Source organism: Niallia sp. Kr1, assembly GCF_050389805.1.
GTDB lineage: Bacteria > Bacillota > Bacilli > Bacillales > Cytobacillaceae > Bacillus_BD.
Genome location: NZ_CP130945.1, coordinates 4,774,017 through 4,799,889 on the forward strand (window position 1 = coordinate 4,774,017; position 25,873 = coordinate 4,799,889).

General features: G+C 37.5%; 29 protein-coding genes. 10 read left to right on the forward strand and 19 right to left on the reverse strand.

What is annotated here, in order from left to right:
- Complete coding sequence (locus tag Q5760_RS23560) at positions 1 to 789, reverse strand: hypothetical protein (RefSeq protein ID WP_428909955.1); 789 nt, start codon at positions 787 to 789, stop codon at positions 1 to 3.
- A gap of 177 nt (positions 790 to 966) precedes the next feature.
- Here Q5760_RS23560 and Q5760_RS23565 point away from each other — a divergent pair, with 177 nt between their 5' ends.
- Both Q5760_RS23565 and Q5760_RS23570 read left to right on the forward strand, forming a co-directional pair.
- Entirely contained in the window at positions 967 to 1,164 is a 198-nt protein-coding gene (locus Q5760_RS23565; RefSeq protein WP_428909956.1) for a helix-turn-helix transcriptional regulator, read from the forward strand.
- 5 nt (positions 1,165 to 1,169) lie between these two features.
- Positions 1,170 to 1,583, forward strand: a complete 414-nt coding sequence (locus tag Q5760_RS23570; protein WP_428909957.1) for a hypothetical protein — start codon at positions 1,170 to 1,172, stop codon at positions 1,581 to 1,583.
- Positions 1,584 to 1,655: 72 nt separating this feature from the next.
- Here Q5760_RS23570 and Q5760_RS23575 read toward each other — a convergent pair whose 3' ends face one another.
- The 3 genes from Q5760_RS23575 to Q5760_RS23585 all read right to left on the reverse strand — a co-directional run bounded on the left by Q5760_RS23575 (position 1,656) and on the right by Q5760_RS23585 (position 4,769).
- Entirely contained in the window at positions 1,656 to 3,053 is a 1,398-nt protein-coding gene (locus Q5760_RS23575) for a serine hydrolase domain-containing protein (RefSeq protein WP_428909958.1), read from the reverse strand.
- Positions 3,050 to 3,613 (reverse strand): TetR/AcrR family transcriptional regulator, encoded by a 564-nt coding sequence (locus Q5760_RS23580; protein WP_428909959.1) that lies wholly within the window; start codon positions 3,611 to 3,613, stop codon positions 3,050 to 3,052. The genes Q5760_RS23575 and Q5760_RS23580 overlap by 4 nt, the downstream gene beginning before the upstream one ends.
- Positions 3,614 to 3,842: 229 nt before the next feature.
- Positions 3,843 to 4,769, reverse strand: coding sequence for a serine hydrolase (locus Q5760_RS23585; RefSeq protein WP_428909960.1), 927 nt, complete (start codon positions 4,767 to 4,769; stop codon positions 3,843 to 3,845).
- Positions 4,770 to 5,098: 329 nt separating this feature from the next.
- Between Q5760_RS23585 and Q5760_RS23590 the strand changes: the two genes are divergently transcribed.
- Positions 5,099 to 6,037 (forward strand): L-lactate dehydrogenase, encoded by a 939-nt coding sequence (locus Q5760_RS23590; RefSeq protein ID WP_428909961.1) that lies wholly within the window; start codon positions 5,099 to 5,101, stop codon positions 6,035 to 6,037.
- Between the two features lie 547 nt (positions 6,038 to 6,584).
- Here the strand turns inward: Q5760_RS23590 and Q5760_RS23595 are convergent.
- Positions 6,585 to 7,346, reverse strand: coding sequence for an SDR family NAD(P)-dependent oxidoreductase (locus tag Q5760_RS23595; RefSeq protein WP_428909962.1), 762 nt, complete (start codon positions 7,344 to 7,346; stop codon positions 6,585 to 6,587).
- A gap of 336 nt (positions 7,347 to 7,682) precedes the next feature.
- Here Q5760_RS23595 and Q5760_RS23600 point away from each other — a divergent pair, with 336 nt between their 5' ends.
- The 6 genes from Q5760_RS23600 to Q5760_RS23625 all read left to right on the forward strand — a co-directional run bounded on the left by Q5760_RS23600 (position 7,683) and on the right by Q5760_RS23625 (position 13,206).
- Entirely contained in the window at positions 7,683 to 8,447 is a 765-nt protein-coding gene (locus Q5760_RS23600; protein ID WP_428909963.1) for an IclR family transcriptional regulator, read from the forward strand.
- 12 nt (positions 8,448 to 8,459) lie between these two features.
- The gene (locus Q5760_RS23605; RefSeq protein ID WP_428909964.1) at positions 8,460 to 9,452 is read left to right on the forward strand and encodes a tripartite tricarboxylate transporter substrate binding protein; all 993 of its coding nucleotides are present in this window, start codon (positions 8,460 to 8,462) and stop codon (positions 9,450 to 9,452) included.
- Between the two features lie 164 nt (positions 9,453 to 9,616).
- Positions 9,617 to 10,060: a tripartite tricarboxylate transporter TctB family protein gene (locus Q5760_RS23610; protein ID WP_428909965.1), complete on the forward strand. Its 444-nt coding sequence runs from the start codon at positions 9,617 to 9,619 to the stop codon at positions 10,058 to 10,060.
- A 12-nt stretch (positions 10,061 to 10,072) separates the two neighbouring features.
- Positions 10,073 to 11,572, forward strand: coding sequence for a tripartite tricarboxylate transporter permease (locus Q5760_RS23615; protein ID WP_428909966.1), 1,500 nt, complete (start codon positions 10,073 to 10,075; stop codon positions 11,570 to 11,572).
- Between the two features lie 23 nt (positions 11,573 to 11,595).
- Positions 11,596 to 12,555 (forward strand): sugar kinase, encoded by a 960-nt coding sequence (locus Q5760_RS23620; RefSeq protein WP_428909967.1) that lies wholly within the window; start codon positions 11,596 to 11,598, stop codon positions 12,553 to 12,555.
- Between the two features lie 9 nt (positions 12,556 to 12,564).
- Positions 12,565 to 13,206: a bifunctional 4-hydroxy-2-oxoglutarate aldolase/2-dehydro-3-deoxy-phosphogluconate aldolase gene (locus tag Q5760_RS23625; RefSeq protein WP_428909968.1), complete on the forward strand. Its 642-nt coding sequence runs from the start codon at positions 12,565 to 12,567 to the stop codon at positions 13,204 to 13,206.
- A gap of 171 nt (positions 13,207 to 13,377) precedes the next feature.
- On the opposite strand, the gene Q5760_RS23630 is transcribed toward Q5760_RS23625, so the two are convergent.
- From Q5760_RS23630 to Q5760_RS23665, 8 genes are all read right to left on the reverse strand, one after another.
- On the reverse strand, positions 13,378 to 13,992 hold the full coding sequence (locus Q5760_RS23630) for a class I SAM-dependent methyltransferase (RefSeq protein WP_428909969.1): 615 nt from the start codon (positions 13,990 to 13,992) through the stop codon (positions 13,378 to 13,380).
- 368 nt (positions 13,993 to 14,360) lie between these two features.
- Complete coding sequence (locus Q5760_RS23635) at positions 14,361 to 15,098, reverse strand: hypothetical protein (protein WP_428909970.1); 738 nt, start codon at positions 15,096 to 15,098, stop codon at positions 14,361 to 14,363.
- A 4-nt stretch (positions 15,099 to 15,102) separates the two neighbouring features.
- Positions 15,103 to 15,819: a hypothetical protein gene (locus Q5760_RS23640; RefSeq protein ID WP_428909971.1), complete on the reverse strand. Its 717-nt coding sequence runs from the start codon at positions 15,817 to 15,819 to the stop codon at positions 15,103 to 15,105.
- A gap of 165 nt (positions 15,820 to 15,984) precedes the next feature.
- Positions 15,985 to 16,218 carry a glutaredoxin family protein gene (locus tag Q5760_RS23645; RefSeq protein ID WP_428909972.1) on the reverse strand — a complete coding sequence of 78 codons (234 nt, stop codon included), beginning with the start codon at positions 16,216 to 16,218 and terminating at the stop codon, positions 15,985 to 15,987.
- A gap of 150 nt (positions 16,219 to 16,368) precedes the next feature.
- Entirely contained in the window at positions 16,369 to 18,312 is a 1,944-nt protein-coding gene (locus Q5760_RS23650; protein WP_428909973.1) for a CoA-disulfide reductase, read from the reverse strand.
- 106 nt (positions 18,313 to 18,418) lie between these two features.
- Positions 18,419 to 18,814 (reverse strand): DsrE/DsrF/DrsH-like family protein, encoded by a 396-nt coding sequence (locus Q5760_RS23655; RefSeq protein WP_428909974.1) that lies wholly within the window; start codon positions 18,812 to 18,814, stop codon positions 18,419 to 18,421.
- Positions 18,815 to 19,497: 683 nt separating this feature from the next.
- Positions 19,498 to 19,743 carry a hypothetical protein gene (locus tag Q5760_RS23660; protein ID WP_428909975.1) on the reverse strand — a complete coding sequence of 82 codons (246 nt, stop codon included), beginning with the start codon at positions 19,741 to 19,743 and terminating at the stop codon, positions 19,498 to 19,500.
- 24 nt (positions 19,744 to 19,767) lie between these two features.
- Positions 19,768 to 19,941 carry a Spo0E family sporulation regulatory protein-aspartic acid phosphatase gene (locus tag Q5760_RS23665; RefSeq protein WP_428909976.1) on the reverse strand — a complete coding sequence of 58 codons (174 nt, stop codon included), beginning with the start codon at positions 19,939 to 19,941 and terminating at the stop codon, positions 19,768 to 19,770.
- 250 nt (positions 19,942 to 20,191) lie between these two features.
- On the opposite strand from Q5760_RS23665, the gene Q5760_RS23670 reads away from it, so the two are divergent.
- Entirely contained in the window at positions 20,192 to 20,938 is a 747-nt protein-coding gene (locus tag Q5760_RS23670) for a uracil-DNA glycosylase family protein (RefSeq protein ID WP_428909977.1), read from the forward strand.
- A 217-nt stretch (positions 20,939 to 21,155) separates the two neighbouring features.
- Here Q5760_RS23670 and Q5760_RS23675 read toward each other — a convergent pair whose 3' ends face one another.
- The 6 genes from Q5760_RS23675 to Q5760_RS23700 form a co-directional block, all read right to left on the reverse strand.
- Complete coding sequence (locus Q5760_RS23675; RefSeq protein WP_428909978.1) at positions 21,156 to 21,431, reverse strand: iron-sulfur cluster biosynthesis family protein; 276 nt, start codon at positions 21,429 to 21,431, stop codon at positions 21,156 to 21,158.
- 26 nt (positions 21,432 to 21,457) lie between these two features.
- Positions 21,458 to 21,886, reverse strand: coding sequence for a protein-tyrosine phosphatase family protein (locus Q5760_RS23680; RefSeq protein ID WP_428909979.1), 429 nt, complete (start codon positions 21,884 to 21,886; stop codon positions 21,458 to 21,460).
- 18 nt (positions 21,887 to 21,904) lie between these two features.
- Entirely contained in the window at positions 21,905 to 23,668 is a 1,764-nt protein-coding gene (gene arsA, locus Q5760_RS23685; protein ID WP_428909980.1) for an arsenical pump-driving ATPase, read from the reverse strand.
- A 20-nt stretch (positions 23,669 to 23,688) separates the two neighbouring features.
- A complete protein-coding gene (gene arsD / locus Q5760_RS23690) occupies positions 23,689 to 24,054 on the reverse strand; it encodes an arsenite efflux transporter metallochaperone ArsD (RefSeq protein ID WP_428909981.1) in 366 nt (121 codons plus the stop codon).
- Between the two features lie 86 nt (positions 24,055 to 24,140).
- Positions 24,141 to 24,560 (reverse strand): arsenate reductase (thioredoxin), encoded by a 420-nt coding sequence (gene arsC / locus Q5760_RS23695; RefSeq protein WP_428909982.1) that lies wholly within the window; start codon positions 24,558 to 24,560, stop codon positions 24,141 to 24,143.
- A gap of 15 nt (positions 24,561 to 24,575) precedes the next feature.
- The gene (locus Q5760_RS23700; protein ID WP_428909983.1) at positions 24,576 to 25,871 is read right to left on the reverse strand and encodes an arsenic transporter; all 1,296 of its coding nucleotides are present in this window, start codon (positions 25,869 to 25,871) and stop codon (positions 24,576 to 24,578) included.
- Positions 25,872 to 25,873 lie beyond the last annotated feature (2 nt).

A 25,873-nucleotide genomic window follows, 5' to 3' on the forward strand; every position in this document is an offset into this window, starting at 1 on the left:
TCATTTTACTTTTTGTCCTTTTCGAATTTTAAAATGTTTCGCTTGATAATTTTCAATTAAATAGCTTCTTTGTTCCTTTTCGTAAAGTTTATTATTTTCAACTGTATTAATATAAGAATCATAGATCGCAAAACCATACTGAGAAGGGAGAAATAACAGCCACTCTGGTTTTATTACGGACGTAGCTTCTTTCACTTTTCCTAAGAACAATAAATGAACAGCTTCTTGAACATGGGAAAAGTAATAAAAAATGACTAAGCCAATGATAAGAAATACTGCTGTTATGATCCTATGAATGTAGAGTTGACCAAGACCTGGTATAAAGAATGACCACATGACGGACACAGCAGGATTTCTTTTATCTAAATAATTGACCTCCAAGGACCCTAAAGTAAATGAATTAAAACGATGGTTTTCGTGATCAGCCAAAAGATAAACCTTATTCATGTCTATCGTTGTTCGATAGCTATCCCATATCGCAAAAAGATAAACAGGGATATACATGAGAAGCCATCTCGTGTCCAAGATCTCTTTAGCTAAGTCGATATTCCCTTGAAAGGAGTAAATCATCGCAAGATTCACATGAGCCTTCACATTTACAAATACTTCCCAAATAAATAAAGCATAGCCTCGAAGGTATTTTGATAAAAGCAAATGACCGAAACCGGGAAATGCTGCTGACCACCATGCAATGATATAAGGATTCCGTAAATGAAGTTGTGTCGTTCCGAGAGAACTAACATGAGCGATGTACCTTCTTGCCGTATTATTATTCGTGTAGTTATCCATCTAATCCACCTTTAGGAATATCATTTATCATATATTCCCAAAAGTGGGTGCTATTTATTCTCACCCCATCTATTAAGGAGATGAAAGTTGTTTAATAACATTCGCATCAAATGTAATATATATATTGAAATATGCAATATATATGTTACAATCTGTTTAAGGAGGGGATCCTAGTAGGTGGATAATAAAGTAAAGCTAGCTCGTGTTCAAGCGGATTTAACTCAGCAACAGTTAGCGGATCAAGTCGGGATCACCCGACAAACCATTAGTTTAATAGAAAAAGGAAAATACAATCCGTCTTTAAAATTATGTCTTGAAATCTGTTATGCCGTGAATAAAACATTAGATGAATTATTTTGGAAGGAAAAGGAGTGAGAAAGGTGAAAAAGATTAAGGACGAGCGTTTAGTTCTGAAAAATTTACAAAACCTTCGAATTGCCTATGTGGTTCAAACCCTTGGAATTCTCGGGATCTTAGGTTATGACCTTGTAACAAAGGGAATGGATGGTATGATGCAAAACCCGCTATGGTTTGTATTTATCGCCACCACGGTTATCTCTTCCTTTCTATCCATGAGCATCAGTGTTGATCATGAACCGAGTGGAAAATCTCCCAAAAAGGGATTGGTAATTTCCTTTGTTGTCACTGCTCTTATTTCTATTGTTGTTGGATTTCTTGTTTCCATGACGGATGGATTTGGTCTAGTGAATGGAATCATGATTGGTGGAATCTTATTTCTATGCTTTCTAGCTCCTGCTCTTTACATCTACTTTTTACGAACCAAGCGGCAATGAAACACGGGGACGGTTCTGAGTGTTTCATTGCAACCGTGCTGTTTGAAACACCAGAACCGTCCCCGTGTTTCATTAAACAGCTCGCTTTTTAAGTATCGTCATCCATAAAGCCATCATTCCATTGAGAGCCAATATCCCAACCAGACAATAGGTTAAGAATGCGATGTCAGGTGCGAAGAAAACGATACTCTCCCATGGAGTACCAACCATTTTCACAAATAACGGAATTAATCCAACAGCTAGTAGAAGCGAGAGGGTTCCAAGGATGAACGAACCCTTTCTGTTTCTACTTTTTCTTCTCAGACGGAAGAAATGAAGTATTGTTAAAATCCCCAACAATACGGTAATCACCAATAAACTCCATTGAATCATATAGCTTGGTTTAGGCAATTCCTCTGTCTCTTCTCCACTCATGATAGATCGGATTCCATTCATAATATAGGTAACATGAGCATCTTCCATAATATGGTATTTATTGGTTAAAAGCACGGCAGCCTTATTTTCGTCCGGTAGTAAAAACATTTGCGCTCTAAAATCAGAGTTGCCCCCGCCATGATAAGGGAAATGCTCTGTTTTATCAAAATGCCACCCCAAACCGTATGTTTTCCCTTCTTCTGGAGGAGTTTTTAACAATGCCAAGTTTTGTTCTGATAATAAATCTCCGCCCTCTAACATGAAGGTTAAAAATCTCGCTAAATCGTTTGTACTTGAAGCGATATATCCGTAAGGAGCTCCCGCATGATCATAGAATCCACCACTTGCAACAGGCTGACCAAACCAAGATTCAAAACCTGGGACATATCCTTTTTCGACCGCACGATCATAATCAGCAGCAGAGTGTTCCATCCCAAGCGGAATGAAAATATTTGTATTTACAAAATCAGCAAAAGATTGCTCTGATACCTTTTCAATAATAGCGCCTAAAAGTAAATAGTTGGCAGAGTTATATTCATAGACTTCTCCAGGCTCGTGAGACAACATAACACCACTTAGTTCTTCTACAGCCTGATGAATCGCTCCCTCTATCGCCCACTCCTTGTCTGTCACTTGAAGACCATCAAATTGACTAATCCCGCTGGTTTGCTCCAATAAATGAAAAACGGTAATCGGTTTTAAGCTGTCGGTTTGATATGTAAACGATGGAAGATAGGTTTGGATGGGTTCATCTAGCTTTATTTTGCCTTCTTCCACTAACATCATAATTGCTAGAGAAGTAATGGGCTTGCTTAAAGAACCGATCAGAAAGGGGGTGTCGGCGGTTACCTTTGATCCGTCACTTAAAGTTCCCCATTGCTGGTGATAAACGTTTTCCCCCTTTTCTACGATCGCCAGCGATGCACCCGGAATTTGATACTGATCTAATGACTTTTCCATAAATTTCGTTATGATTGCTTCTCTGTCTTCGGTTTTTGCAAAAGTAGAGAAAGGGATTAATAGTAGACTTACTAGAAATAGAATGGCTTTTCTCATGAATTTTCTCCTTTTAAGTAGCTTTGCATTACATCGATTAATACCTGGTACGTTTGATCCAGATCAAATTCGTCATCAAACATTTTTTGCAGCGCTAGTCCATCAAAGCAAGCCAGCAAAATACTCGCTATGGCATCCGCTTCCATTGCTTCAGGGATCAGACTTTTCAGTGGGTTCGAAAGACTCTCTCTGCCGTTTTTCAATATGTTTGCTACTTCATCCTCATATGGACCACTTTTTAAGCCTAACGAATAGAGCTCATATCTCCAACGATACCAATCCGGATCCTTTTCTACTCTTGATTTAATTTCATTCAGAACATCCGATAGATTCATATCGGATTCCGTCTTGCCATCATACTGACGATGGTATTGTTGTTGAATCTCCCTTTGGACAGAGAACAATAACTCATCTTTATTCTTAAAATAATAATGAACAAGTCCAGGTGTAATACCCGCTTCATTTGCAACGTCCTTGATCGAGGCATGATAAAATCCCTTCCGACTAAACACTCTATAAGCTGCTTCTATTAATCGTTGACGTTTATCAGTAGCACTCATGCTATCTCTCCTTTTTGGTTGGTTGACCAATTAAATTGTATGAAATGATTGTAAAGGTCTTGTTTAATTTTTATAAATATTAAGTAAATTTGAGGTGTACTGTATGTTGTTAAATAAAAAGACTGCATCTGTGAGTAGGTGCAGTCAAAATTCAAACGATGTTTTGTAAAACTGGGAGCGATTTACCAACGCCTCTGTTTGAAAGACGTAGTTGAACTTGATTGTGATGCTATCCTTTTGTTTTTTGATAAATCTTTTCTCCGACGATCCTTGCTACAGCGTTTGCACATGTATTAGAAGATGGCAACATCATGCTGTATAAGGCATCTCTAAATGTAATAATATCCCCTGCGCTAAAAAAGCTACCCGTTCCATATGTAATATCTGTCTCTTGGATTACGATTTTTTCATCTAAATTGGTCATATAATCTAAAGCAATGATAGCCGACATTACCTTCGTTACGGATGCAGGATGGCCTGCGATATCAGGGTTTTTCGAATAGATTAACGGTGGATCGTATGGTCCATGTGAAGAAGGCATATAACAAATGGAGACACTCTCAGATGTAATCTCTTCTATCGTTTCGCTTGGGTTTTCAAGCAACTTTTTTGCATTGTCTAAAGAAGTTTTTACATCCCTACATCTTTCTTCTTCTGTTGAAGCCCCTCTAAGGGCTACAACAAACTGTCTGTTATTCGGTGCGCTTGTTATTAACACGACATGGTATCCATCTATTTCATTTGTGCCCCAAATACAGCCTGTTTTTCCGCCAAATAGATCATATTCGTTTTCTATGATTGGAAATGAAACCGTTGTGTTTATCGTTAATTCCCTAGGGGTATCCCCTTCTATATGAAACGTGTACGATTTTTTATTCCAAATACTTGCGAGTTCTTTATATCTAGAAGCGTATATGACCACTTTAACCATATCTCTCGTTGACATCGTGTGTTCGATTGTACTTGGAAATCCTGCAGGTTCTATAAAATGAGTATGGGTCAATCCAATTTCTTTCGCTTTTTTATTCATTTCATTAATAAAAATAGTCATCACTAAATCTGCAAATCTAGTAGATCTACCCTGTTCGTCCATTCCCCTCAAAGAGTTCTCCCTATCATTAGAATTAATAGCGTGATCATCTTTAAAATCTGTCACCTTTGTCCCTCTCTTCAAGTCTTAGTAAAAGTTCTCCCTCAAACTGTTGAACAATCGCCTTATTTTTTGTAACATACAATGTAATCTCTTTAAGTGGTTATTTGCCACTCACGAAATGTCTATATCTTGCAGATTGGTTAATTTAGATTTATTTTCATCCACTAGACCTGCTAGTGTTTACACCGATTTTAACAATCGTCATTTTCAAAATCAAAGGATCCACCATTAATAGCGTGCCCGTCGTGAAAATAAAACCTTTATTCACCATTAAAATTAGTTTTATATTCCTTTCATTTGTGGGAATTATAAATTTGATGATTAATTGAGGAGTGTGTAAGTTGAGAAAAGTTGTTTTAGTTGGTGCTGGTGCTGTTGGTACAGCTTATGCTTATAGTTTAGTAAATCAAGGTTTTATTAGCGAGTTAGTGATTATTGACGCGAATGAAGAAAAAGCAAAAGGGGAAGCAATGGATTTAGTCCATGGAATGGCTTTTGCTAGTTCTAACATGGTTGTAAAGCATGGAGGGTATGAAGAATGTTCTGATGCTCAATTAGTGGTGATTACGGCTGGAGCCAATCAAAAGCCCGGAGAAACGCGACTTGATTTAGTTGAGAAGAACACAAAGATTATGAAGTCCATTGTGCGTAGTGTTGTGGATAGTGGCTTTAATGACATCATCTTAGTTGCTTCTAACCCCGTTGATCTTATGTCGCACGTTGCACAAAAGGAAAGTGGTTTCCCTGCACATAAGGTGCTCGGTTCAGGTACAACTTTAGATTCAGCGCGTTTCAAAGTGTTGCTAGGTGATTATTTTAAAGTGGACCCTCGCAACATTCATGCATCCATTATGGGCGAACATGGAGATAGTGAGTTCCCCGTCTGGAGTCAAGCAAGTATTGGGATTGAATCCCTTTCTAAAGTTCTTGAAAGAAGAAACAACCCAGAGGATAAAAAGAACTTAGAGAACATTTTTTCACAAGTACGTAATGCTGCTTACGAAGTCATTAATCGTAAAGGTGTCACGAACTTTGGAATTGGTATGTGTTTAACGAGAATCACAAAGGCTATTTTCAATAATGAACATTCCATTTTAACTGTATCGTGCTTGTTAGAAGGTCAATATGGACAAAATGATATTTATTTGAGTGTTCCAGCTATCGTAAACAGACAAGGCGTTCAAGAAGTCATTGAAGTTGATCTAGATGACAACGAAGATCAGTTACTCGCTAACTCCGTTGAAGTATTAAAAAAGTCACGTGTAGAATAAAGGGGATGACACTGTTCATTCTTTGGATAGATTCCATATTAACATTACACGAGTTCTTTCGGTTCTACATTCTGCGGACATTGAGTACGTTATTATCAAAAAAAACACTAATTTTAAAGATTTTCGGACACTGAGTACGTTATTTGCTATTCATTACAATAAAATAACAATCATTCAATTAAATAGCGGAATGTATGTCCAATAAAATGTGAAATCACCAATCTTAACTCAAATAACGGAACAACCGTCCTCTTGTAACAGGGGGACGGTTCTCCCTGTTTCATTTTTAATGATCCATATATAAGATAAAAACCAGTGAACTACTTTCCTCTGTTTCTCAAAAAGGAACTCCCATTGATTCATTTACTTAAAACCTTGCACTCCTTTTAACCATTTTCATTATCAAATCAAATGCTCAACCTTTAAAAATGTGCTGGTCGTTGAGATTTTTGCTTTTATTAGAGGTATGATTTCTACTTATCTTTTAACTAAAAAAGGCACTCTCTAAGTAGACAAACTTAAAAAGCACCTCGCATTTTATATTTTATTAATCCATCATTTGTCCACCATTGATTTCTATCGTTTCACCGCAAATATAACTTGCATATTCTGACGCTAAAAATAGTATAGCCCCTACACATTCATCTGATCTGCCTTCTCTTCCCATTGGTATTCCCTTTAAAAAACCACTTCTTATATTTTCAGGAGTATACTTGTCATGGAATGGAGTTGAAATTACCCCAGGACTAATGGCATTTACGCGAATATTGTATTGTAAAAGCTCTTTTGCCATGCCTTTTGTCAGCGTCAAAACGGCTCCTTTAGCTGAAGCATAGTGAAGAGCACCTGCACCTCCACCATTGCGAGCCGCAACTGAAGTAAGATTAATAATAGCTCCATTCTCGTTTTCTTTCATGAAACGAACCGCTTCCTTTGAGCAAAGAAAGACAGATTTAACATTTAAATCATATACACGGTCCCAATCTTCTTCTGTTAATTCCTCAAATGGACATCTCACTAATAGACCGCCAGCGTTATTTACCAATACATCTACACGATTATAATTCTCTATTGTTTTTTCAAAAAGTTTCTCTACATCAGTTGAAGAAGTTACATCTGCCTTAACAGCAATCGCTTCTCCCCCCTTTTCCTCAATGGATTTGACAACATCCATTGCTCTCTGTTCACTATGTAAATAATTAACTACTACTTTAGCACCTGCGTCCGCAAAAGCTTTAGCAGCTTCTGCCCCTATTCCCGTACTTCCTCCTGTAATGACAACCACTTTATTTTCAAAACTTACATTCATCCCATACACCTTCCTTCTACCTACTAATAAGTAAAGTATTTTTGTTCAAAGAATAAGCGTTAAGTTACACCGATATAATTTACAAACTTTTCAATATATATAGTGCAAAAAAAGTTCATTCTTATTCATTACTTATCAGCCTCATAATAACAATGAATCTTCTGCATAATCAAGTTATGGATTATTAATCTTTTTTTTAAAACCTATTAAAATATTAAGTTCATAAAATTAAAAAATTTATGTTGACAACGTTTTCAATAGAACTTAAGATTATATTATCACAATAAGGAAAGCGGTTCCATATTACGGAACAGTCTGAAAGGAGGAATAAATCAAGTGGTTCAGTCCGTTGACCGTGCTTTACGCATACTTGAACTACTTAAGGAACATCCTAGGGGCCAGGGAGTTACTGAAGTTGCAAATTCTTTACAGGTGGCAAAAAGCACTGCTCATCGGCTCCTGATATCTCTTGAAAGACACGGATACGTTCAAAAAGTAGGTAAAGAAAGTACTTATCACTTAGGCCTAAAGTTTATTGAAATGAACTATTTTGTAGTCAAATATTTAAATATTATTGAGGCTGCTAGACCACTTCTTGAAAAACTTGGTAGAGAAACTGAAGAAATTGTTCATTTAGTCATGCTAGATGATCAAGAGGTTGTCTATATTGACAAAGTGGACAACCAATCAACCATTCGAATTTATTCCCAAGTTGGCAGAAGGGCTCCATTGTATTGTACAGGAGTAGGAAAATGCATTTTAGCTTATAGAAATGAAGAAGAGATTCTCAGATATTTAAATCAGGTTCAATTCAAACGTTTTACTGAACACACTTTCGTAAGAGCTGAGGAATTAGTGAAAGAACTTCATATGGTTAAAATAAATGGATTTTCCTATGATAACGAGGAACATGAATTAGGAATTCGTTGCGTTGCAGCACCCATTTTTGACTATAAAGGAGAGGTTCGATACGCAGTCAGCGTTACAGGTCAGTTACATAGAATGACTGATGAAATATTGGACCATACAATTCCTAAGCTATTAGAAACTGTTGAAGAAATCTCTATGAAAATGGGTTTTCAAAAAAAATTATATAAATAGAGGGGCATTTTTATGAAGAAATTAAAATTATTATCCATTTTATCTATTTTAGTTTTATTACTAGCTGCCTGTGGTGGAGGTAATGAATCTACTTCAACAGAGGGAGGTAATGGAAAAGCTTCTGATTTTCCTGAAAAACCTCTTGAGTTAACTGTTCCTTATTCAGCAGGTGGTGGTACTGATACGGTTGCTCGTGCCTTTGCAGACTTAGCAAAAAATGATTTAGGCCAACCCTTCGGTGTTGTTAACCGTGAAGGTGGTGGTGGTGCAGTTGGTATGCAAAATGGTGCTTCTGCGAAGCCAGATGGATATTCGGTAACAATGATAACAGTTGAATTACTTACTTTACCACATACCGGTTTAGCGCAATTCACATACGAAGACTTTAGACCAGTTGCACTTTTAAATGAGGATCCAGCTGCAATCACAGTTCGCGCTGATGCTCCTTGGAATACAATCGAAGAATTTGTAGAAGCTGCAAAAACCGAAAATTTAAAAGTTGGTAATTCAGGAACTGGTGCTATTTGGCACTTAGCTGCAGCTGCTTTTGAAAAAGAAACGGACACTACTCTAAATCACGTACCATTTGAGGGGGCAGCCCCTGCAGTAACAGCTCTATTAGGCGGACATATTGATGCTGTATCTGTAAGTCCTGCTGAAGTTATTACTCAAGTAGAAGCTGGCGAATTAAAGGTTCTAGCTGTAATGGCAGACGAGAAAGTAGAAAAATTGCCTGAGGTTCCAACACTTAAAGAAAGAGGAATCGATTTATCCATCGGAACATGGAGAGGATTAGCTGTACCAAAAGATACTCCTGAAGATGTGGTAAAAGTACTCGAAGATTCATTTGCTACAACCATTGAAAGTGAAAAATTCAAGGGCGTCCTTAACAACTTAAACCTAGGCTACCGTTATGAAAATGGTGAAGGTTTCTCAAATTTAATTAAAGAACAAGATGCATTATTTGCTGAATTAATTCCAGCAATTGGTTTAGCACCGCAATAATAAATAAGCGAAGTGTTATTAAAAGTTGAGTTGGAAAAAGGCTAACTGTGTTTAGCCTTTTCCTAGTTTAAGATAGGTTAATACTGTATGTCATTTTAAGAGAGTATTAGATTACGAGGGATGTCTTCAAAACCACAAACTTTTTATTATCGGAGGTGTCAATTATGACTTTGGCGAATCGGATTATTGGTATCGTTTTAACTCTATTTTCCATTTTTATTTGGATTTCTGCAGATGCATTTCAAACATCCAATACAATCGGTCCTGGAGCTGACTTTTTCCCTAAGGCAACAGCGCTTATTCTTGGTATCTTATCTGTCTTATTAGTATTTAAAAAAGAGGAAACGACTGGGAACATTTTCACCTTACATCGTAAAAACATTCCTCATTTTATCGGGGGATTTATCTCATTAATTATTTACGTTATTTTAATTCCAACTATAGGATTCCTTATTTCTACGATATTAATAACATTGGTATGGATGCTGCTGATGGGTATCCGTAAATGGGCTGTATTAATTTCTGTATCAATACTAGTTAGTGCGGGAGTTGTGCTTCTTTTTGAATACCTAATGAATGTACCAATTCCACACGGAATTTTATATTAAGGAGGCTAGAAAATGGAATTACTCCTAAATGGATTTACCCAAATATTACAACCTAGTGTTTTCATCTTACTTATAGGGGGAGTTATCGCTGGTATCATCATTGGTGCCTTACCAGGTTTGACGGCAACAATGGGTGTAGCTCTCTTCTTACCTATAACATTTGGTATGGATGCCATTACTGGCATTTTACTTTTAATTGGCGTTTATTTTGGTGGTGTGTATGGTGGTTCAGTCGCATCCATTTTGCTGAATACACCGGGTACACCTGCATCAGCAGCTACCGCACTTGATGGTTATCCTTTTACAAAACAAGGTAAAGCTGGAAAGGCATTAGGAATTTCAGTTATATCTGCAACCAGTGGTGGATTAATTAGTACATTGATGTTAATTTTTATAGCTCCACAGCTTGCACAAATTGCATTAGGTTTCAGTGCACCCGAAATGTTTGGACTAGCGTTATTCGGTTTAAGTATTATATCGAGTATTTCTGGCGGTTCCGTACTTAAAGGATTAATTGCTGGGGTGTTTGGTCTTGTAATTAGTACAATTGGTATGGATCCAATGACAAGCTACCCACGCTTTACTTATGGAAACCTTTCACTTTTAAACGGATTAAACTTTATTCCAGTTATGATTGGTTTATTTGCAATCTCAGAAGCATTAGTAATTATGGAAGAAGAGTTAACTGGTGGAAAAGGAATCAAAAAAGTAATCGTTGGCTACGCACTTCCAAAATGGAATGAGTTAAAGAGGCTTTGGGGTACCATTTTCCGTTCAGGTTTTATCGGAACATTCATCGGAATTATTCCTGGTGCCGGAGCTGATATAGCCGCTTTCGTTGCTTACAATGAAGCTAGACGCTTTTCGAAAAAAGAAGAAAAAGAAACATTTGGAAAAGGTAATCCAAAGGGTATTGCAGCTCCTGAAGCAGCTGGTAACGGTGTAACAGGTGGTGCCTTTGTTCCATTATTAACACTTGGTATCCCTGGAGATGCTGTTACTGCAATTATGTTAGGAGCATTAGTTGTACAAGGGATTCAACCTGGACCACAATTGTTCCAAACTAGTGGTGATTTAGTATTTACACTTTTTGCCGGTATGTTAGCTGCCAATGTTTTAATGCTAATTTTCGGGTTAAGTGGTATCCGCCTTTTTACAACAATCTTAAAAATACCTAAAAATATTATCGCAGCAGTAATCATTGTATTATCAACTGTTGGTTCGTTTGCAATCGCTAACAATTACTTTGATGTATTTACAATGCTTGGTGCTGGTATTATCGGTTACTTCATGAAAAAATTCGATTTCCCTGCATCACCAATTGTTCTTGCGCTAATCCTTGGTCCAATGGCAGAAAGTGAAATGAGACGTGCACTTGTTATGTCAGAAGGAAGTTTTATGATCTTCTTACAAAGACCTATTTCTTTAGCATTTATTATTTTAGCGATTGTTTCATTAGTTTTACCATTAATCATGGGTCAAATTAAAAAGAAAAAAGCAACAGTTAATTAGTATTTATTTGGAGGTTATTCATCGTGTTTCCTGAACTCGTTACCATTGGAGAAACAATGATTATATTAGAAGCAGCAGACGAAGGTCCATTAAGATATATTCCTAGTTTTAATAAAAGACAAGGAGGAGCAGAGTCGAATGTTGCTATCGGTGTAGCACGACTTGGTCATTCTGCTGGATGGATTAGTAAAGTAGGTGATGATGAGTTTGGCAAGTATTTAGTATCCTCTATACGTGGAGAGGGTGTTGACACCTCTCGTGTTTTGTATAACAAAGAATATCCGACAGGACTTTATATTAAAGAAAGAGTAAATCCAGGAAAAACGCAAGTGTATTACTATCGCAGCAATTCAGCTGCAAGCCAACTGACAAAGGAAGATATAGATTGGAATTATTTGAAGGAAGCTAAAATAATCCATATATCAGGAATTACGCCTTTCTTAAGTGATAGCTGTCTGGAAGTCACTCAAGCTGTTGTAGCTTTTGCTAAAGAAAATAATATATTTCTTTCATTTGATCCGAATCTTCGTTTTAAATTAATGGATAAAAAAGATAACGCGAAAGAAATCTTATTACAATTAGCTAAACAATCTGATCTTTTCATGCCAGGTCTGGATGAAGCAGAATATCTAATCGGTTCGAGAAATTATGAAGAGATTGCTGATTATTTCTTAAACGAGGGAGTTTCGAAGATCGTTATAAAAAATGGAGCAAATGAGACGTATTATGCTTCTAAAGCTGGAGAGACCGGTGCTGTTCCAAGCTTTAAGGTTGAGCATGTTGCTGATCCCGTCGGGGCAGGAGATGGTTTTGCTGCGGGCTTATTAGCAGGTTTATTAGAAAATAAATCATTGCGAGAATCTGTTGAAATGGGAGCAAAGGTTGGAGCAATGGTCGTTACCATAAGAGGAGATATTGAGGGATTACCAGACAAAAACGAACTAGAAAACTTCCAAAAGAATTGTTCAGATGTACTAAGATAGGAGTTGTTTATGGTGAAACAGGAATTACTTAATAAAACACTGAAATCCGGTGTCGTCGCGGTTGTACGTCGAATCGAAGCTGAAAAAGTCATAGATGTCATCTCATCCCTTGTTAAAGGGGGGATTACAGGTATAGAGGTAACGATGGATTCTCCTAATGCACTTGAAGTTATCAAGGAGGCAAAGCAATTATTTGGAGACAAAGCCGCTATCGGTGCAGGAACGGTTCTAGATGGAAATGCTGCAACTCTTGCAATTCAGTATGGTGCAGATTTCATCTTTGCACCTACATATAAACAAGAAACCATTGAAGTTGCAAACCGTTACGGTAAAATTGCCATTCCAGGCGTATTCACCCCTACTGAAATTTTACAGGCTTATGAATGGGGAGCAGATATTGTCAAGGTATTCCCTGCTAGCGTATTAGGGAGCCAATTTATTAAGGACGTAAGAGGTCCACTTGGTCATATCCCAATGATGCCTACTGGTGGTGTCAATCTTGATAACATTGGTGATTATATCAAGGCTGGTGCAGTCGCTGCCGGTATCGGCGGTTCACTCTTAAGGAAAGACCTAATAGCCAATAATGAATGGGACAAGCTTACTGATTTGGCACATCAGTACGTTACAAAAATAGCAGAAGCTAGATAGAAACAGGGGGACGGTTCTCCCTGTTTCTTTTTTTTACAATAAATATGGAAAGATTGGGAGAACTGGTGAAATGCCCGACTCTGTTTCTAATGACCTTATCCTCTCTTAACTGAAAAGATCCCTAATTCAAGTGCACTACATCACATGAAACAGGAGAACCGTCCCCTTGTTTCACTTATTGGGGCTAACGGATAACTCTCTAAAAATAGTTCCCCTTAAATTTTTATTTTTTTCTATTTTGAGTCCTGATCGTTCGATTGTGTGGATCGTTTCCCGATTAATATTGGCGCCCCATAATTTAACCGTTAAAGGATTTAACACATCCATTACCATACCCACCCACTTTTGCTCACTTCTCATATGCTCCAACATTAGGATTTGACCCCCTGGTTTACAAACTCGTTTCAATTCTTCTAAACCTGATAGCGGGTCTGGAACTGAACAAAATACACATGTTGACACAACTGTATCAAACGTATTGTCTGGAAACGGCATCTTCTGTATATCCGCTTCTATTAATTCAATTGGAAATGGATATCTCCCTTTTGTTACCTTCTGGCGAGCTTGCTTTAACATTCCTTTACTAAAATCAACACCTGTTAGGGATTTCGTGTGATTGGGGTAAAAGTGCAAATTCGTCCCCGTTCCAATCCCCACTTCGAGAACATCGCCAGAGACATTGGATAGTAAATTCAATCTCCATTCTGCTTTAATCATCTTATCCATCACTTCATATATCCTTGAGATTCGATTATAGCGTCTTTTGATTTTTTCATTTCTATTCAAATGTTTTCACCTGCTTCATATTTCACGCTTTCTTATAATAATTAATTATTTTACCATAAAAAAATGACCCCGTTTTGATAGGACCATTATTAAAACATATTTGATTCATTTAATAGCTTCCAAATTACTCGATTTATTAATCCCCCACTACTGTTAGAGCTATACAAATTAAGGAGCAAATCCATAAAAAATCAAGGTAAATATGAAAAGTGAAATATAACCAACTCCAACTAAAACCGCCAACCTAAACAGATACATCATCACTTTTATCGATGTCCTGTCAAACATTCGTTGTACCGCTTTAAAAATGGCATAAATGAAAAATAAACCAAAACGATTTTTTAAATCATTCACCTCATCCTCAACATTTATGGACGTTCAAGTTCCCCTTTATCCATTATCATGACATGTTCTAAATCCCCATCACCATTGGAAAATCCACTTCCATTCACAGAATGCTCTGGGAAAGTCTCTTTACCTTCTTGATCATAAGGAATCCAACCAAAGGTCATAGCTGGTTCAGGAAAACTAAAAAACAAATCAGGCTGTTCTGCTGTTTCTACTTTCCCGAATGCGTCCAGAAACGCTACCCAATTTTCAGGTAACCCCAGCGCACCATACGTTTTATCTTGAAGAGAAATCTTCGTATCCATCTGTACTCTCGGATCATAGTACTCTTTTCCTTCTGTGATCCCATATCCTCTGTCGCGAATGAGAAAAATTTGAATAGAATCTAGTTTATCATCTGGATCAATATTCCACACGAAATGAAACGTTGAAGGGTCCCTCTGATTCACCTTCCACACCATTGGACGCCCCTTTGTATCAATCGATGCAACCCTCCATTTGCGTTTTTGCCAAACCCAGTAGCTTAAACCATAATCATTCTTTTCCGAAATGAACGGGACCACTACATGTTGTTCGTCCACAAAAATACGGTCTTGAATTTCACTGGATCTCGCTTCTGGAAAAACACGATTCATCTCTTCTACTAATTGCTCATTTGTTGGGAAAGTAGCCTGTTTTGAAAAATAAGACCAATAGATTATCGCGGATAACAGTACAATGAAGATCCCTATCACGATCCATAACTTTTTCCTGGTCATGCTCTTATTCCACCCCCTCTAGAAACGATTTTTCAGAGCGAAAATAAAGTTGCTTTTGCGGTGTCGAGATTAACAATCCTTTGCCATCGTCTTCCATATAAATGATGGCATCAATACCGCTTCCCCATTTAGGAGACGTTCCTATGAGTTGATAGGGAAATCGTTCATTTCTATCATTCGGCTCCGTATCCATATAGGTATCCTCATACCATTGGTCAAGAAAAAACGTTTCTTGTTTCAATGTAGGGAGTTGTTGTAATAGGATTTCTTTGTTCAGTGACAAATCCTTTGCTGATGGATGAATATGTATCATGGATGAATTCTCAACCCTTGAAAGATAAGTGGTCGGTTCATCCTTAGGGTACACGACATGATGGACAGGTATGGCGATTAAAGTAGACGCTAAAAAAATAAAATTCGCCCAAAATCCTAACCAAGCAAAAGGACGATACATCTGCCAACGTTCTTCTTTTCTATTAAAAATAAAATATAAAATCCATACACCAAGAGGTAAAATTGGAAACTTTACCATCTCGTCAAACATCGTCCAATTAATAGAAAAAGAGAATAACCCAACAAACATGACCAATAGAATTTTCCATATTTTTGGCTTTACAGTTTGTTTCTTATATATACGATAAGCTAAAAAAATCATAAAGACCCATGCTAACATGCTCGTTACGAAAGCTACGGCATTTATAGTAAAATCAACATCTATCAATATGACACCTCCTCTAACACTCTCTAGTAAATAGTAACATTTACGACTCCTAACCTACACCTACTTTTTTTAACGCTTCCAATCCTATGAACCTGTTCCTTTCTAAAAAAAACAGACATAAAAAGGAACAAATCTGTGCGATTTGCTCCTCTTTTACTCGATTTTCTATTCTTTAATATGCTTCATCAATGATTCCGGATCGAATCCAAGGACCCAATGACCATTAACCTTAGTCTGTGGTACTCCCATTTGTCCGGTTTCCTGAACAAGCCTTTGTGCAGCGATCGGATCTGTCTGTACATTTACTTCTTTGTATGAGATTCCTTGAGACTCAAGGAATTGTTTCATCATTGTACAATAAGGTCAAGTATTTGTTGTAAAAACGGTAATATCATTCATTTTGCAACCCTCCATGATTTTTAATATTTCTATGAGACAGAGGGACAAGCCACATGTCTCAGCGTCAATCCTCAATCTAACTTAAATATACCTAATGTGAGTCGAGGTACCTGTCCCGCTGACTCTCCCATTATACGCTGTCCCTCTGACTCATTTCTTCTTAATCCAGAATTTAATTACGGGTCCGTCTTGTTCGGTTTTTAGGATGGTGTGTCCGGCGTTTTTGGACCATGCTGGTAAATCACTTAGTGTTCCTCTGTCTGTTGCGTGAAGTTCTAGGATTAGATTACTATCCATCGTTTCGATGCCTTTTTTCAGTTTTACAATTGGCATTGGGCATGTTAACCCTGTTACATCCACTACTTCATCAACTTTGATATCGTCGGTTTCCTCAATAACGGTTTCCCCTAAATCGTTTGTTGTGGTTTCTACCTCAACTTCAATAATGCTTCCGAAGACAGAGGAGTATGTTTTCCAACCACCGTCCACATTTTTCACATCGTATCCGTTATTCTTCAAGATTCGTGCTGCTAAATATCCTCTTAATCCAACTTGACAGCTCACATAAACGGTTTTGTCCTTTGGAATCTCGTCTAATCGATTGCGCAGATCATTCAATGGGATGTTCACAGAACCTTTAATATAACCAAATTCACGTTCCATTGGTTCACGGACATCAATTAACAATCCGCCATCCGCAACCACTCCATCCACTTCATGCCATTGAATATGATCGGACTCGCCTTTCATTATGTTCGTAGCCACATATCCCGCCATATTCACTGGGTCTTTGGCTGAAGAAAATGGTGGTGCGTAAGACAATTCAAGGTTTGTTAATTCTTCTACCGTTAATTTACCTTTGATGGCTGTAGCAATGACATCCATTCGTTTATCAACACCATCTGCTCCAACAGCTTGGGCACCAAAGATTTTCCCGGTTTCTTTGTCAAAAATCAATTTTAATGAAATTTGTGCAGCTCCTGGATAATACCCAGCATGGGAACTTGGGTGAATATGAAGAACTTCGTATGGAGTTCCCAAACGTTTTAACGTTTTTTCATTATTCCCTGTGGAAGCCACCGTTAAATCAAATACTTTTGCCACGGATGTTCCTAATGTTCCTTGATATTTCTCATTTAGTCCCATCATATTTTTTGCTACGATTCGTCCCTGTCTGTTTGCTGGTCCTGCAAGTGGAATCGCTGTTTTATTGCCATTTACATAATCAACGACTTCAATCGCATCCCCAACAGCATAAATATCCTCTTGCGATGTTTGTAGATATTCATTCACAATAATGTGACCTCGTGCCCCTAATTCTAGACCAGCGCTTTTCGCTACTTCATTTTCTGGTCTTACCCCAATGGAAAGAATGGTCATATCGGTTTCGACCTCTGTTCCATCAGATAGAATGATCTTTTTGCCGTTATCCGCAAAAGATTGAACGCCATTTTCTAAAATTAGTTTTGCCCCTTTTTCTTGAATATGGCTGTGTAAAATACTTGCCATTTCAAAGTCAATCGGTGCCATCACTTGGTTCGCCATTTCAACAATCGTTACTTCGATTCCACGGTCCACCAAGTTTTCTGCCATTTCAATCCCAATAAATCCGCCCCCGACAACAACTGCTCTTTTTGGCTTTTGATTGTCTACATATTCTTTGATTCGATCTGTATCTGGGATATTTCTTAGTGTAAACAATGCTTTATTTTCTTTTAATCCAGGGATTGGAGGTACAATCGGGCTTGCCCCTGGTGATAACAATAGTTTGTCATATGTTTCGTTATACTCTTCGCCATCTCGTAAATCTTTAATTTTTACCGTATGGTTCGCGGGATCAATGCCCACCACTTCACTCAAATTACGGATATCCATGTTGAATCGCTCTGACATTCCCTCTACGGTTTGGACCAATAATTTGCTTCTATCTGTGATCGTTTCGCCAATATAATAGGGTAGACCACAGTTTGCAAAAGAAATATATTCTCCTCGTTCAACAAGTATAATTTCCACGTCTTCGCTTATTCTTCTTAATTTAGCTGCAGCTGTAGCTCCACCGGCAACTCCACCTACGATGATTACCTTTTGTGTCATGGAATGTCCTCCTAATTATTTTTAACACCCTACCCCGTACCGTATTTTTTATCATAAAAAAAATATACCACATATCAAAAGCCTATTTTGTAAGCTCAATATATAATTAAAACGTTAAAGTTACATCAGCATCTTTAGCAAATTCTAAGAATGTTACCGCTCCACCAACTTCAATACCATCAACAAATACTTCTTTTTCAAGCCCCATTACATCCATTGTCATTTGGCAGCCAATTAATTTCACGCCTAGTTCGATTGCCATCGCAACCATTTCTGGAATAGGGGGTACATTTGCTTTTGCAAACCCTTCTGCAAAATGCTCTTTCCCTACCGGCATAGGCAATTGTTTATTGGCTTCTTTATGAATTAAGTTCAGACCTTCAAATGTAAAGAAAATAGCCACCTCCTGATCCATTGAAGCTGCTGCTGTTGCGATATTAAATACTTTATATGCATCAAATAATCCGCCATTACTTGCAATAATTGCTACTCTTCCACTCATTTAAAAATCCTCCTCCTTCGTCAAATTGAAATCGATTTATTTTACTTACAAACTTATTTTATACCCCAAAGGGTATATAGTCAACTATTTATTATTCAACTTTTCCATTCCAAGCATTCATGCGACCTACCATATTCTCTACTTTGTGACCTAATGCTTTTAATATCCCACATGCTGCCTTACTACCTTCCCTACTGTTTTATTTATGGAAAATCATACAATTTATAAAAAACAAAGATTTCCGAAGATAAAATGGAATGTAATCGTTTTCTTGTTAATTGTTACCGTTTTCACAGTCTTTGCTAAAATATGGGAACCAAAGCATAATATAATGAGTATATTAGGTGAAAGGAGTCATAACTATGAAACCAATTATAAAATTTTTCAGTCTAATCATGGAAAATACAAGATACATTAACGAAGTGTATTATAATTCACTTAATAATCGACACAAATAAGTTACCAATCACATTGATTGCAACTACTACATCATAAGGGGGAATGAACATCGTACCTATATATAAACTATTCCATTTCATAAAATAGAAACCAACCAAATTTTCAAAAGAAAAATGGGTTGGTTTTTTGTTTACCTTTATTTTAATAAGAATTACTTAATGGCAACGATAATCAAAAGGCTTCATCCACAAATAAAAGCTTGTCTCCTTTAAAAACTCACTTTACTAATTAAACACTTGATAGCAAAATTCTCTTTGAACCTTTTTCCAAACGGATAATCCTTGACGTTCAAGTCTATTAATAATTTCTTTTGCATTCACATCACCAGGTTTGAATTCGATCACTATTTTTCCTTTAGGCAAGGATCCTTTGCAAGAAATGATTCCACACAATCCCTTTATTTCTTTTTCAACTACCTGATAGTTTTCAAGACATGATATTCCAAGTACATATAACGTAATTTGATACATCGCTACCTCACCCTTTTCTTACATTTATTTCGATACATAAGGTCTTTCATGCATTTGATAATTTATGATGAGTTTATCTAACTTTTGACTACACTTCAGCGTTTCCTGACTGTCTAATCCTGTTGCTGAAACCGTCAGCTTTAATTCATTTTTCAAATGTTGAATTTGGATGTTTAACCGTTTCCACTCTTTTCCCATCCCAAAGTCACCTCGAAAAATTATCTTTGATTGATATGTCTTACTCTCATTATATGAGAATGATTCTCATTTTTAATTGATAAAGATCAAGTTTTATCATTTTTGTTCATGTTAAAGTGATCCTTTGAAAAGGATTTCTGAAACTGTATCCCTCTTTGACGGGAACATCTGACTTGATTTGCATATCTAAAAAACCGATTTATATTTAATTCATAAAAGGGGTATTTGTCTTTGCATTGGAAGGAGTAATATGTTGCATACAGCATTAATGTCATTTTTTCCGGCAATTCAAACATTGCCTACCAACAGACCGCTAACCAAACAGGATTTATTAAGAGAGGAATTTTTAGTGGATAAAGAAGAAAGTATGGAAATATACTATGCTCCACATAACGAGTACATTAACCTTGAAGCGAAAGTCATGATCGTTGGAATTACCCCTGGATGGAAGCAAATGAAAACGGCTTATGAGCAATTCCTAAAAAGCATGGTATCTGGCGAGGATTTGGAAACATGCTTGAAAGAAACAAAACAGGCTGCCGGATTTGCTGGATCGATGAGAACAAATCTCGTCCACATGCTTGATCAATGTGACCTCCCCCGTATACTCGGAATCTCGAAATCATCTGATTTGTTCGGGAAAAGTAGATCTTTGCTACATACAACATCGATCATCAAGCATCCAGTATTTATTAAAGGAAAAAACTACACCGGGCATCAACCGACGATAAACCGCTCCTCTTTATTACAACATTACGCTTATCGTGAGTTTCCAAATGAGTTAGCACAAATGGCTACTCCTGCGCTCGTAATCCCTCTCGGAAAAACCGTTGAACAGGTCATACTAAGGCTTCTGGAAGAACAGAAACAATTGGATCATACCTATTTATTCGGATTTCCACATCCATCCGGCGCAAATGGACATCGGATCCATCAATTCCAGCAACAACAATCACAGCTTCGTGAAAAAGTGATGAGATGGGGGCAAGGAAAATAAATTTAGACTTACAAGACAGTCACTTCAAACAGGAAATATTCTTGTTCCCCTTAAGTTTGAACATAGAAAAACACGGCTATCAAATCATCTTGATAGCCGTGCTGGAAATTTAAATATAACTCTCGACGTAATAACCGAAATCTTTTTATAATCCTTTTCAGAACTTTATTTTTAACTGCTAAATAATTAATCTTACTATTAAGGGTGACAGGTTTCATTAGCAACAGCTACTAGCACCAATTAATACTAATCCTTCGCCATTTTGACTTTCTTCTTTGTCTAATGTTAATTCCTCAGTTCCTGTCACTTGTGAATCGATTGCTACTTTAATTCCATTAATCGTTTCAACTTGATCATTTTCCTGGGGTGCATCTAAAGTGATGGCAAATTGCGGTCCGCAACATCCTTCTGTTGCAGTTAGGCGAATTCCCTCTGCCCCTTTTTCTTGTAAAAAGTTTTCTAATAGTTGTTTCGCGCTGTCTGTAATTTTCATTGGATTCTCTCCCTTATTTTTGTTTCCTATGCGTTAGGATAGATTCTTTTTAATGCTTCTTTCATTTCTGGTTTCACATTAATTTTTGGTCGTACTGTCTTAGCTATTTCTTCTGCTTCTTCCATTGTACTTGCTTTCCCTAAAGCCAAAAGGCTTCCAATCGCAACCGTTCCTGTGCGATTGCTTCCCCCTTGACAGTGAAAGTAAATGTTTTTCCCTTCGTTGTACGCATTTACAACATGGTGAATAGAGCTCTTAATCGATTCATCTTGATGTTCTGCATCATCCACGATAGGACTATGAACACGGTTATATTTCGATTCTTCTGTTGGTGACTCCGCTCTTAAATCAAAAATAACATCTACTTTTTCATTTTTCATCATATCCTCTACATCATCTGCACCACCGATGTAAATACGATCATTGACTAATTCCTGATAATTCTTTGTTGTCATGTTTTATCCTCCTACACATTAACGAATATAGTCTTTCAGCTTGTCATATCCTACCTTTTCTTCTGGTAACCAAGGAATGATCGCACATTGCTCAGCCTTGTTTTCATTCACTTCTTGAATCCATTTCTTTTCCGCCATCGCTTTTCCTTTTAAGATCGGATCGTTCGTATTTGTAGCGGATAAACTTTGATTAATCACCCACCATGTTGGATGGATCCCTGCCCGTCTTAAATCATCCTGTAATCGTGATGCTTCCAAAACAGGTGTCGCTTCTGCAAGTGTAACGATGACGACAGAGGTTTCCTTTGGATTTCGAAGTTGCGGCAACAGTTTTTTTGCACTCTCCGGTACTTCTCCTGATGACCTTTCAATTTCTTTACTATAAGACTCTGATGCATCTAATAATAGGAGAGTATGTCCTGTCGGTGCAGTATCAATCACGACAATTTCATTTTCTGATTTCGCTACTACTTCAGCAAAAGCTTGAAAAACGGCAATTTCCTCTGTACATGGTGATTCCAAATCCTCTTTTAAGTAGGCTAAACCCGCCTCATCTAAGTCTTTGCTCGATTTCGCGATCACATCAGCTTTATATTTTTCAACTTCTACTTTAGGATTAATGCTGCTAATCGTTAAATTCTGATTATGATGATCGCTTTGGAATTGATAATCTAAATGTGCCGCAGGATCTGTAGTAGTTAAATGGACACGATGTCCTTTTTCAACAAGCCCTACAGCGATGGCTGACGCAACGGTTGTTTTTCCCACGCCGCCTTTACCCATGGTAAAAATCAATTTTGTACCATTCGCTGAAAAATCATCAATCATTGCTTTTAACCCTGGAAGATCTACAGATGGATTTTCCCCATCAAAAACCACTGAAGCCTCATATGGTTTAAATAAATTTCGAAGATTTTCCACACCCGTTAAAGAATAAGAAACATACGGTAATGAGTACGTATCCGTTTCTTTTAAAGAATTAGGCATTCTCTTTAATGCATCCATTTGCCGACGATAAAAAGCAGAGGAAATGTCATCCTCTTCATTGTAATCTTGAAGAAGACCGTTAATAATGAGATTTTGATTTTCCATTCCAATTTCCTTTAACTCCCTTGAAGCACGATCTGCTTCCAAAAGAGAGGAAACATCTGGTCTTGTAACCAAGATCAGTGTCGTTTTTTCCCGATCCGATAGGGCTGATACGGCATTTGAATAAAGCTCTTTTTTATCCCCTAGTCCGGATAAAGGTCCTAAACAAGATGCACCATGCGTACTTTCTTCTAAAAATCCATTCCAAGCAGTTGGAAGTTGTAAAAGTCTTAGCGTATGCCCAGTTGGGGCTGTATCAAAGATGATATGGTCGTATTGATTAACGATTTCACGATTCGTGAGAAACCCTGTAAATTCATCGAATGCTGCTATTTCTACCGTACAAGCACCCGATAATTGTTCTTCCATTGTCGCTAAAACGGCTTCTGGGAATTTTTCACGATAGGGACCTACCACCCTTTCACGATAAGCCTTTGCAGAAGCTTCAGGATCAATATTACTTACAAATAAATGCTCGACAGTCGGAACAGCTTTCGGTTCACTAGTTAATTCCATTCCAAATACATCCTGTAGGTTGGATGCTGGATCCGTACTAATCAGCAAAACCTTTTTGCCACGATCTGCTAATGCCACTGCGGTTGCACAAGCCGTTGATGTTTTCCCCACTCCACCTTTTCCTGTTAAAAATAAAAATGAAGTATGAATATGATTTGGATTGAATGTTGGATACATGTTTTTTCCTTCTTTCCAAACTATTTAAGATCACCTAAATTGAATGATACCCGTGCTTTTGGCTTTTCATTTAATTCCTCTTCTTTTACGCCAAACCATTCAGCGAATTCCTCATTCGTCGGATAGCTCCCTACTTTTACGGTTTTGTCATTTAGTAAAATCACAGGTAATGCTTCGGGTCCCTTTTCCTGAAAAACACGAGTAATTTCATCGTTTTCAGCAAATTTATCAGGGTCATTTGTTAGTTGATATCGTTTAATCTGGAATCCCTTTTGCTCTAAAGAATAGACAGCAGATGCGACTCTAACTAATTCCGGATCAACACTAGGACCACATACACCAGAGGAACAACACATCGCAGGGTCAAAAATTTCTACTTTATTCATCATGAAAACCTCCTATATATTATTAAATAAGCATATACTTATTTACTAGTTTAGATAAAACCAGGAGTATTCCCCTGGTTATTATATTACTTTCCTGTTTCAGCAAAACGTTGGATTCTTTCACCAATCTCATCACGAACACGTTGGAAGAATGCCCACTTTTCTTCGTCAGTTCCTTGGGCCTTTGCTGGATCATCAAATCCCCAGTGTTCACGTTTCACATGAGGGGGTGTCATTGGACATTTATCAGCAGCATCCCCACACAAGGTAACAACTAAAGTGGCATTGTTCAAAATTTCAGGATCAATGATATCGGATGTTTGATTGGAAATATCTACTCCTGCTTCCTTCATGGCCTTTACCGCATTTGGATTTAAACCATGTGCTTCGATACCGGCACTTTTGACTTCCCATTCATCTCCTAAATATTGCTTTGCCCACCCTTCAGCCATTTGGCTTCTGCAAGAGTTTCCTGTACATAAGAAATAGATTGTATTTTTAGACATGAGTAATTGCTCCTTTTAATAAAGTAATAAAGTTATGAATAGACCTATTAACGTGATAAATAGAATCGGAATCGTTAAGACAATCCCTGTTTTAAAATACGTTCCCCATGATATTTTAACCCCTTTTTGAGATAAAACATGGAGCCATACTAACGTTGCTAATGAACCGATTGGTGTGATTTTTGGACCTAAGTCGGATCCAATCACGTTGGCATAAATAAGAGCCTCTCGAATCGTACCGGTAGTACTTGTTTCTGCAATGGCTAATGCATCAATCATGACCGTAGGCATATTATTCATCAAAGATGACAAGAAAGCCGCAATAAAGCCCATTGATATCGTAGCAATGAATAAACCTTGTTCGGCAGCCGCTTGGATAACACTCGCTAACGATCCTGTCAGCCACGCATTACCTAATCCATATACAATTACGTACATTCCAATTGAGAAAAATACGATATTCCATGGTGCCCCTTTAATCACTGCTTTTGTATTAACGGCATGACTTCTTTGTGCCATGATTAAAAAGAAAATCGCTACTGTTCCGGCAACAATTGAAACCGGAAGATTCATGAACTCACTAGTAAAATAACCAATTAACAGGATTCCAAGCACAACCCATGAAAGTCGGAACATTTTTAAATCCCGGATGGCTTCTGATGGTTTCTTCAATTTGGATAAATCGTACGACCTCGGGATATTTTTATTAAAATAGATTAATAAGACCGTAATGGTTGCTATTAATGAAAATAGGTTAGGAATAATCATTCTAGATGCATATTCTACAAATCCAATTCCGAAGAAATCAGCAGAAACAATGTTAACCAAGTTACTTACAACGAATGGTAAGGACGTCGTATCTGCAATAAATCCACTTGCCATAATAAAAGGAAAGATCATTTTTTCCTTAAAATTCAAGTTGCGAACCATGGCGAGTACGATAGGTGTTAAAATAAGTGCTGCTCCGTCATTGGCAAATAACGCCGCAACGATGGCCCCTAAAATACTCACATAAACAAACATTCTAATCCCATTTCCCTTAGCAGCTCGAGCCATATGCAGAGCAGCCCATTCAAATAATCCAATCTCATCCAAAATCAAGGAAATGAGGATGATCGCAACAAACGATAAGGTTGCATTCCATGTAATATCGATCACTTCGATCACATCACTGAATCCAACAACCCCTACTAAAAGAGCGAGAATCGCTCCACCGCAGGCGGACCAGCCAATATTTAAACCCTTTGGCTGCCAGATCACTAAGATCAGTGTTGCTAAAAAGATAACCGACGCTAATATTGCCGTTGTCACTG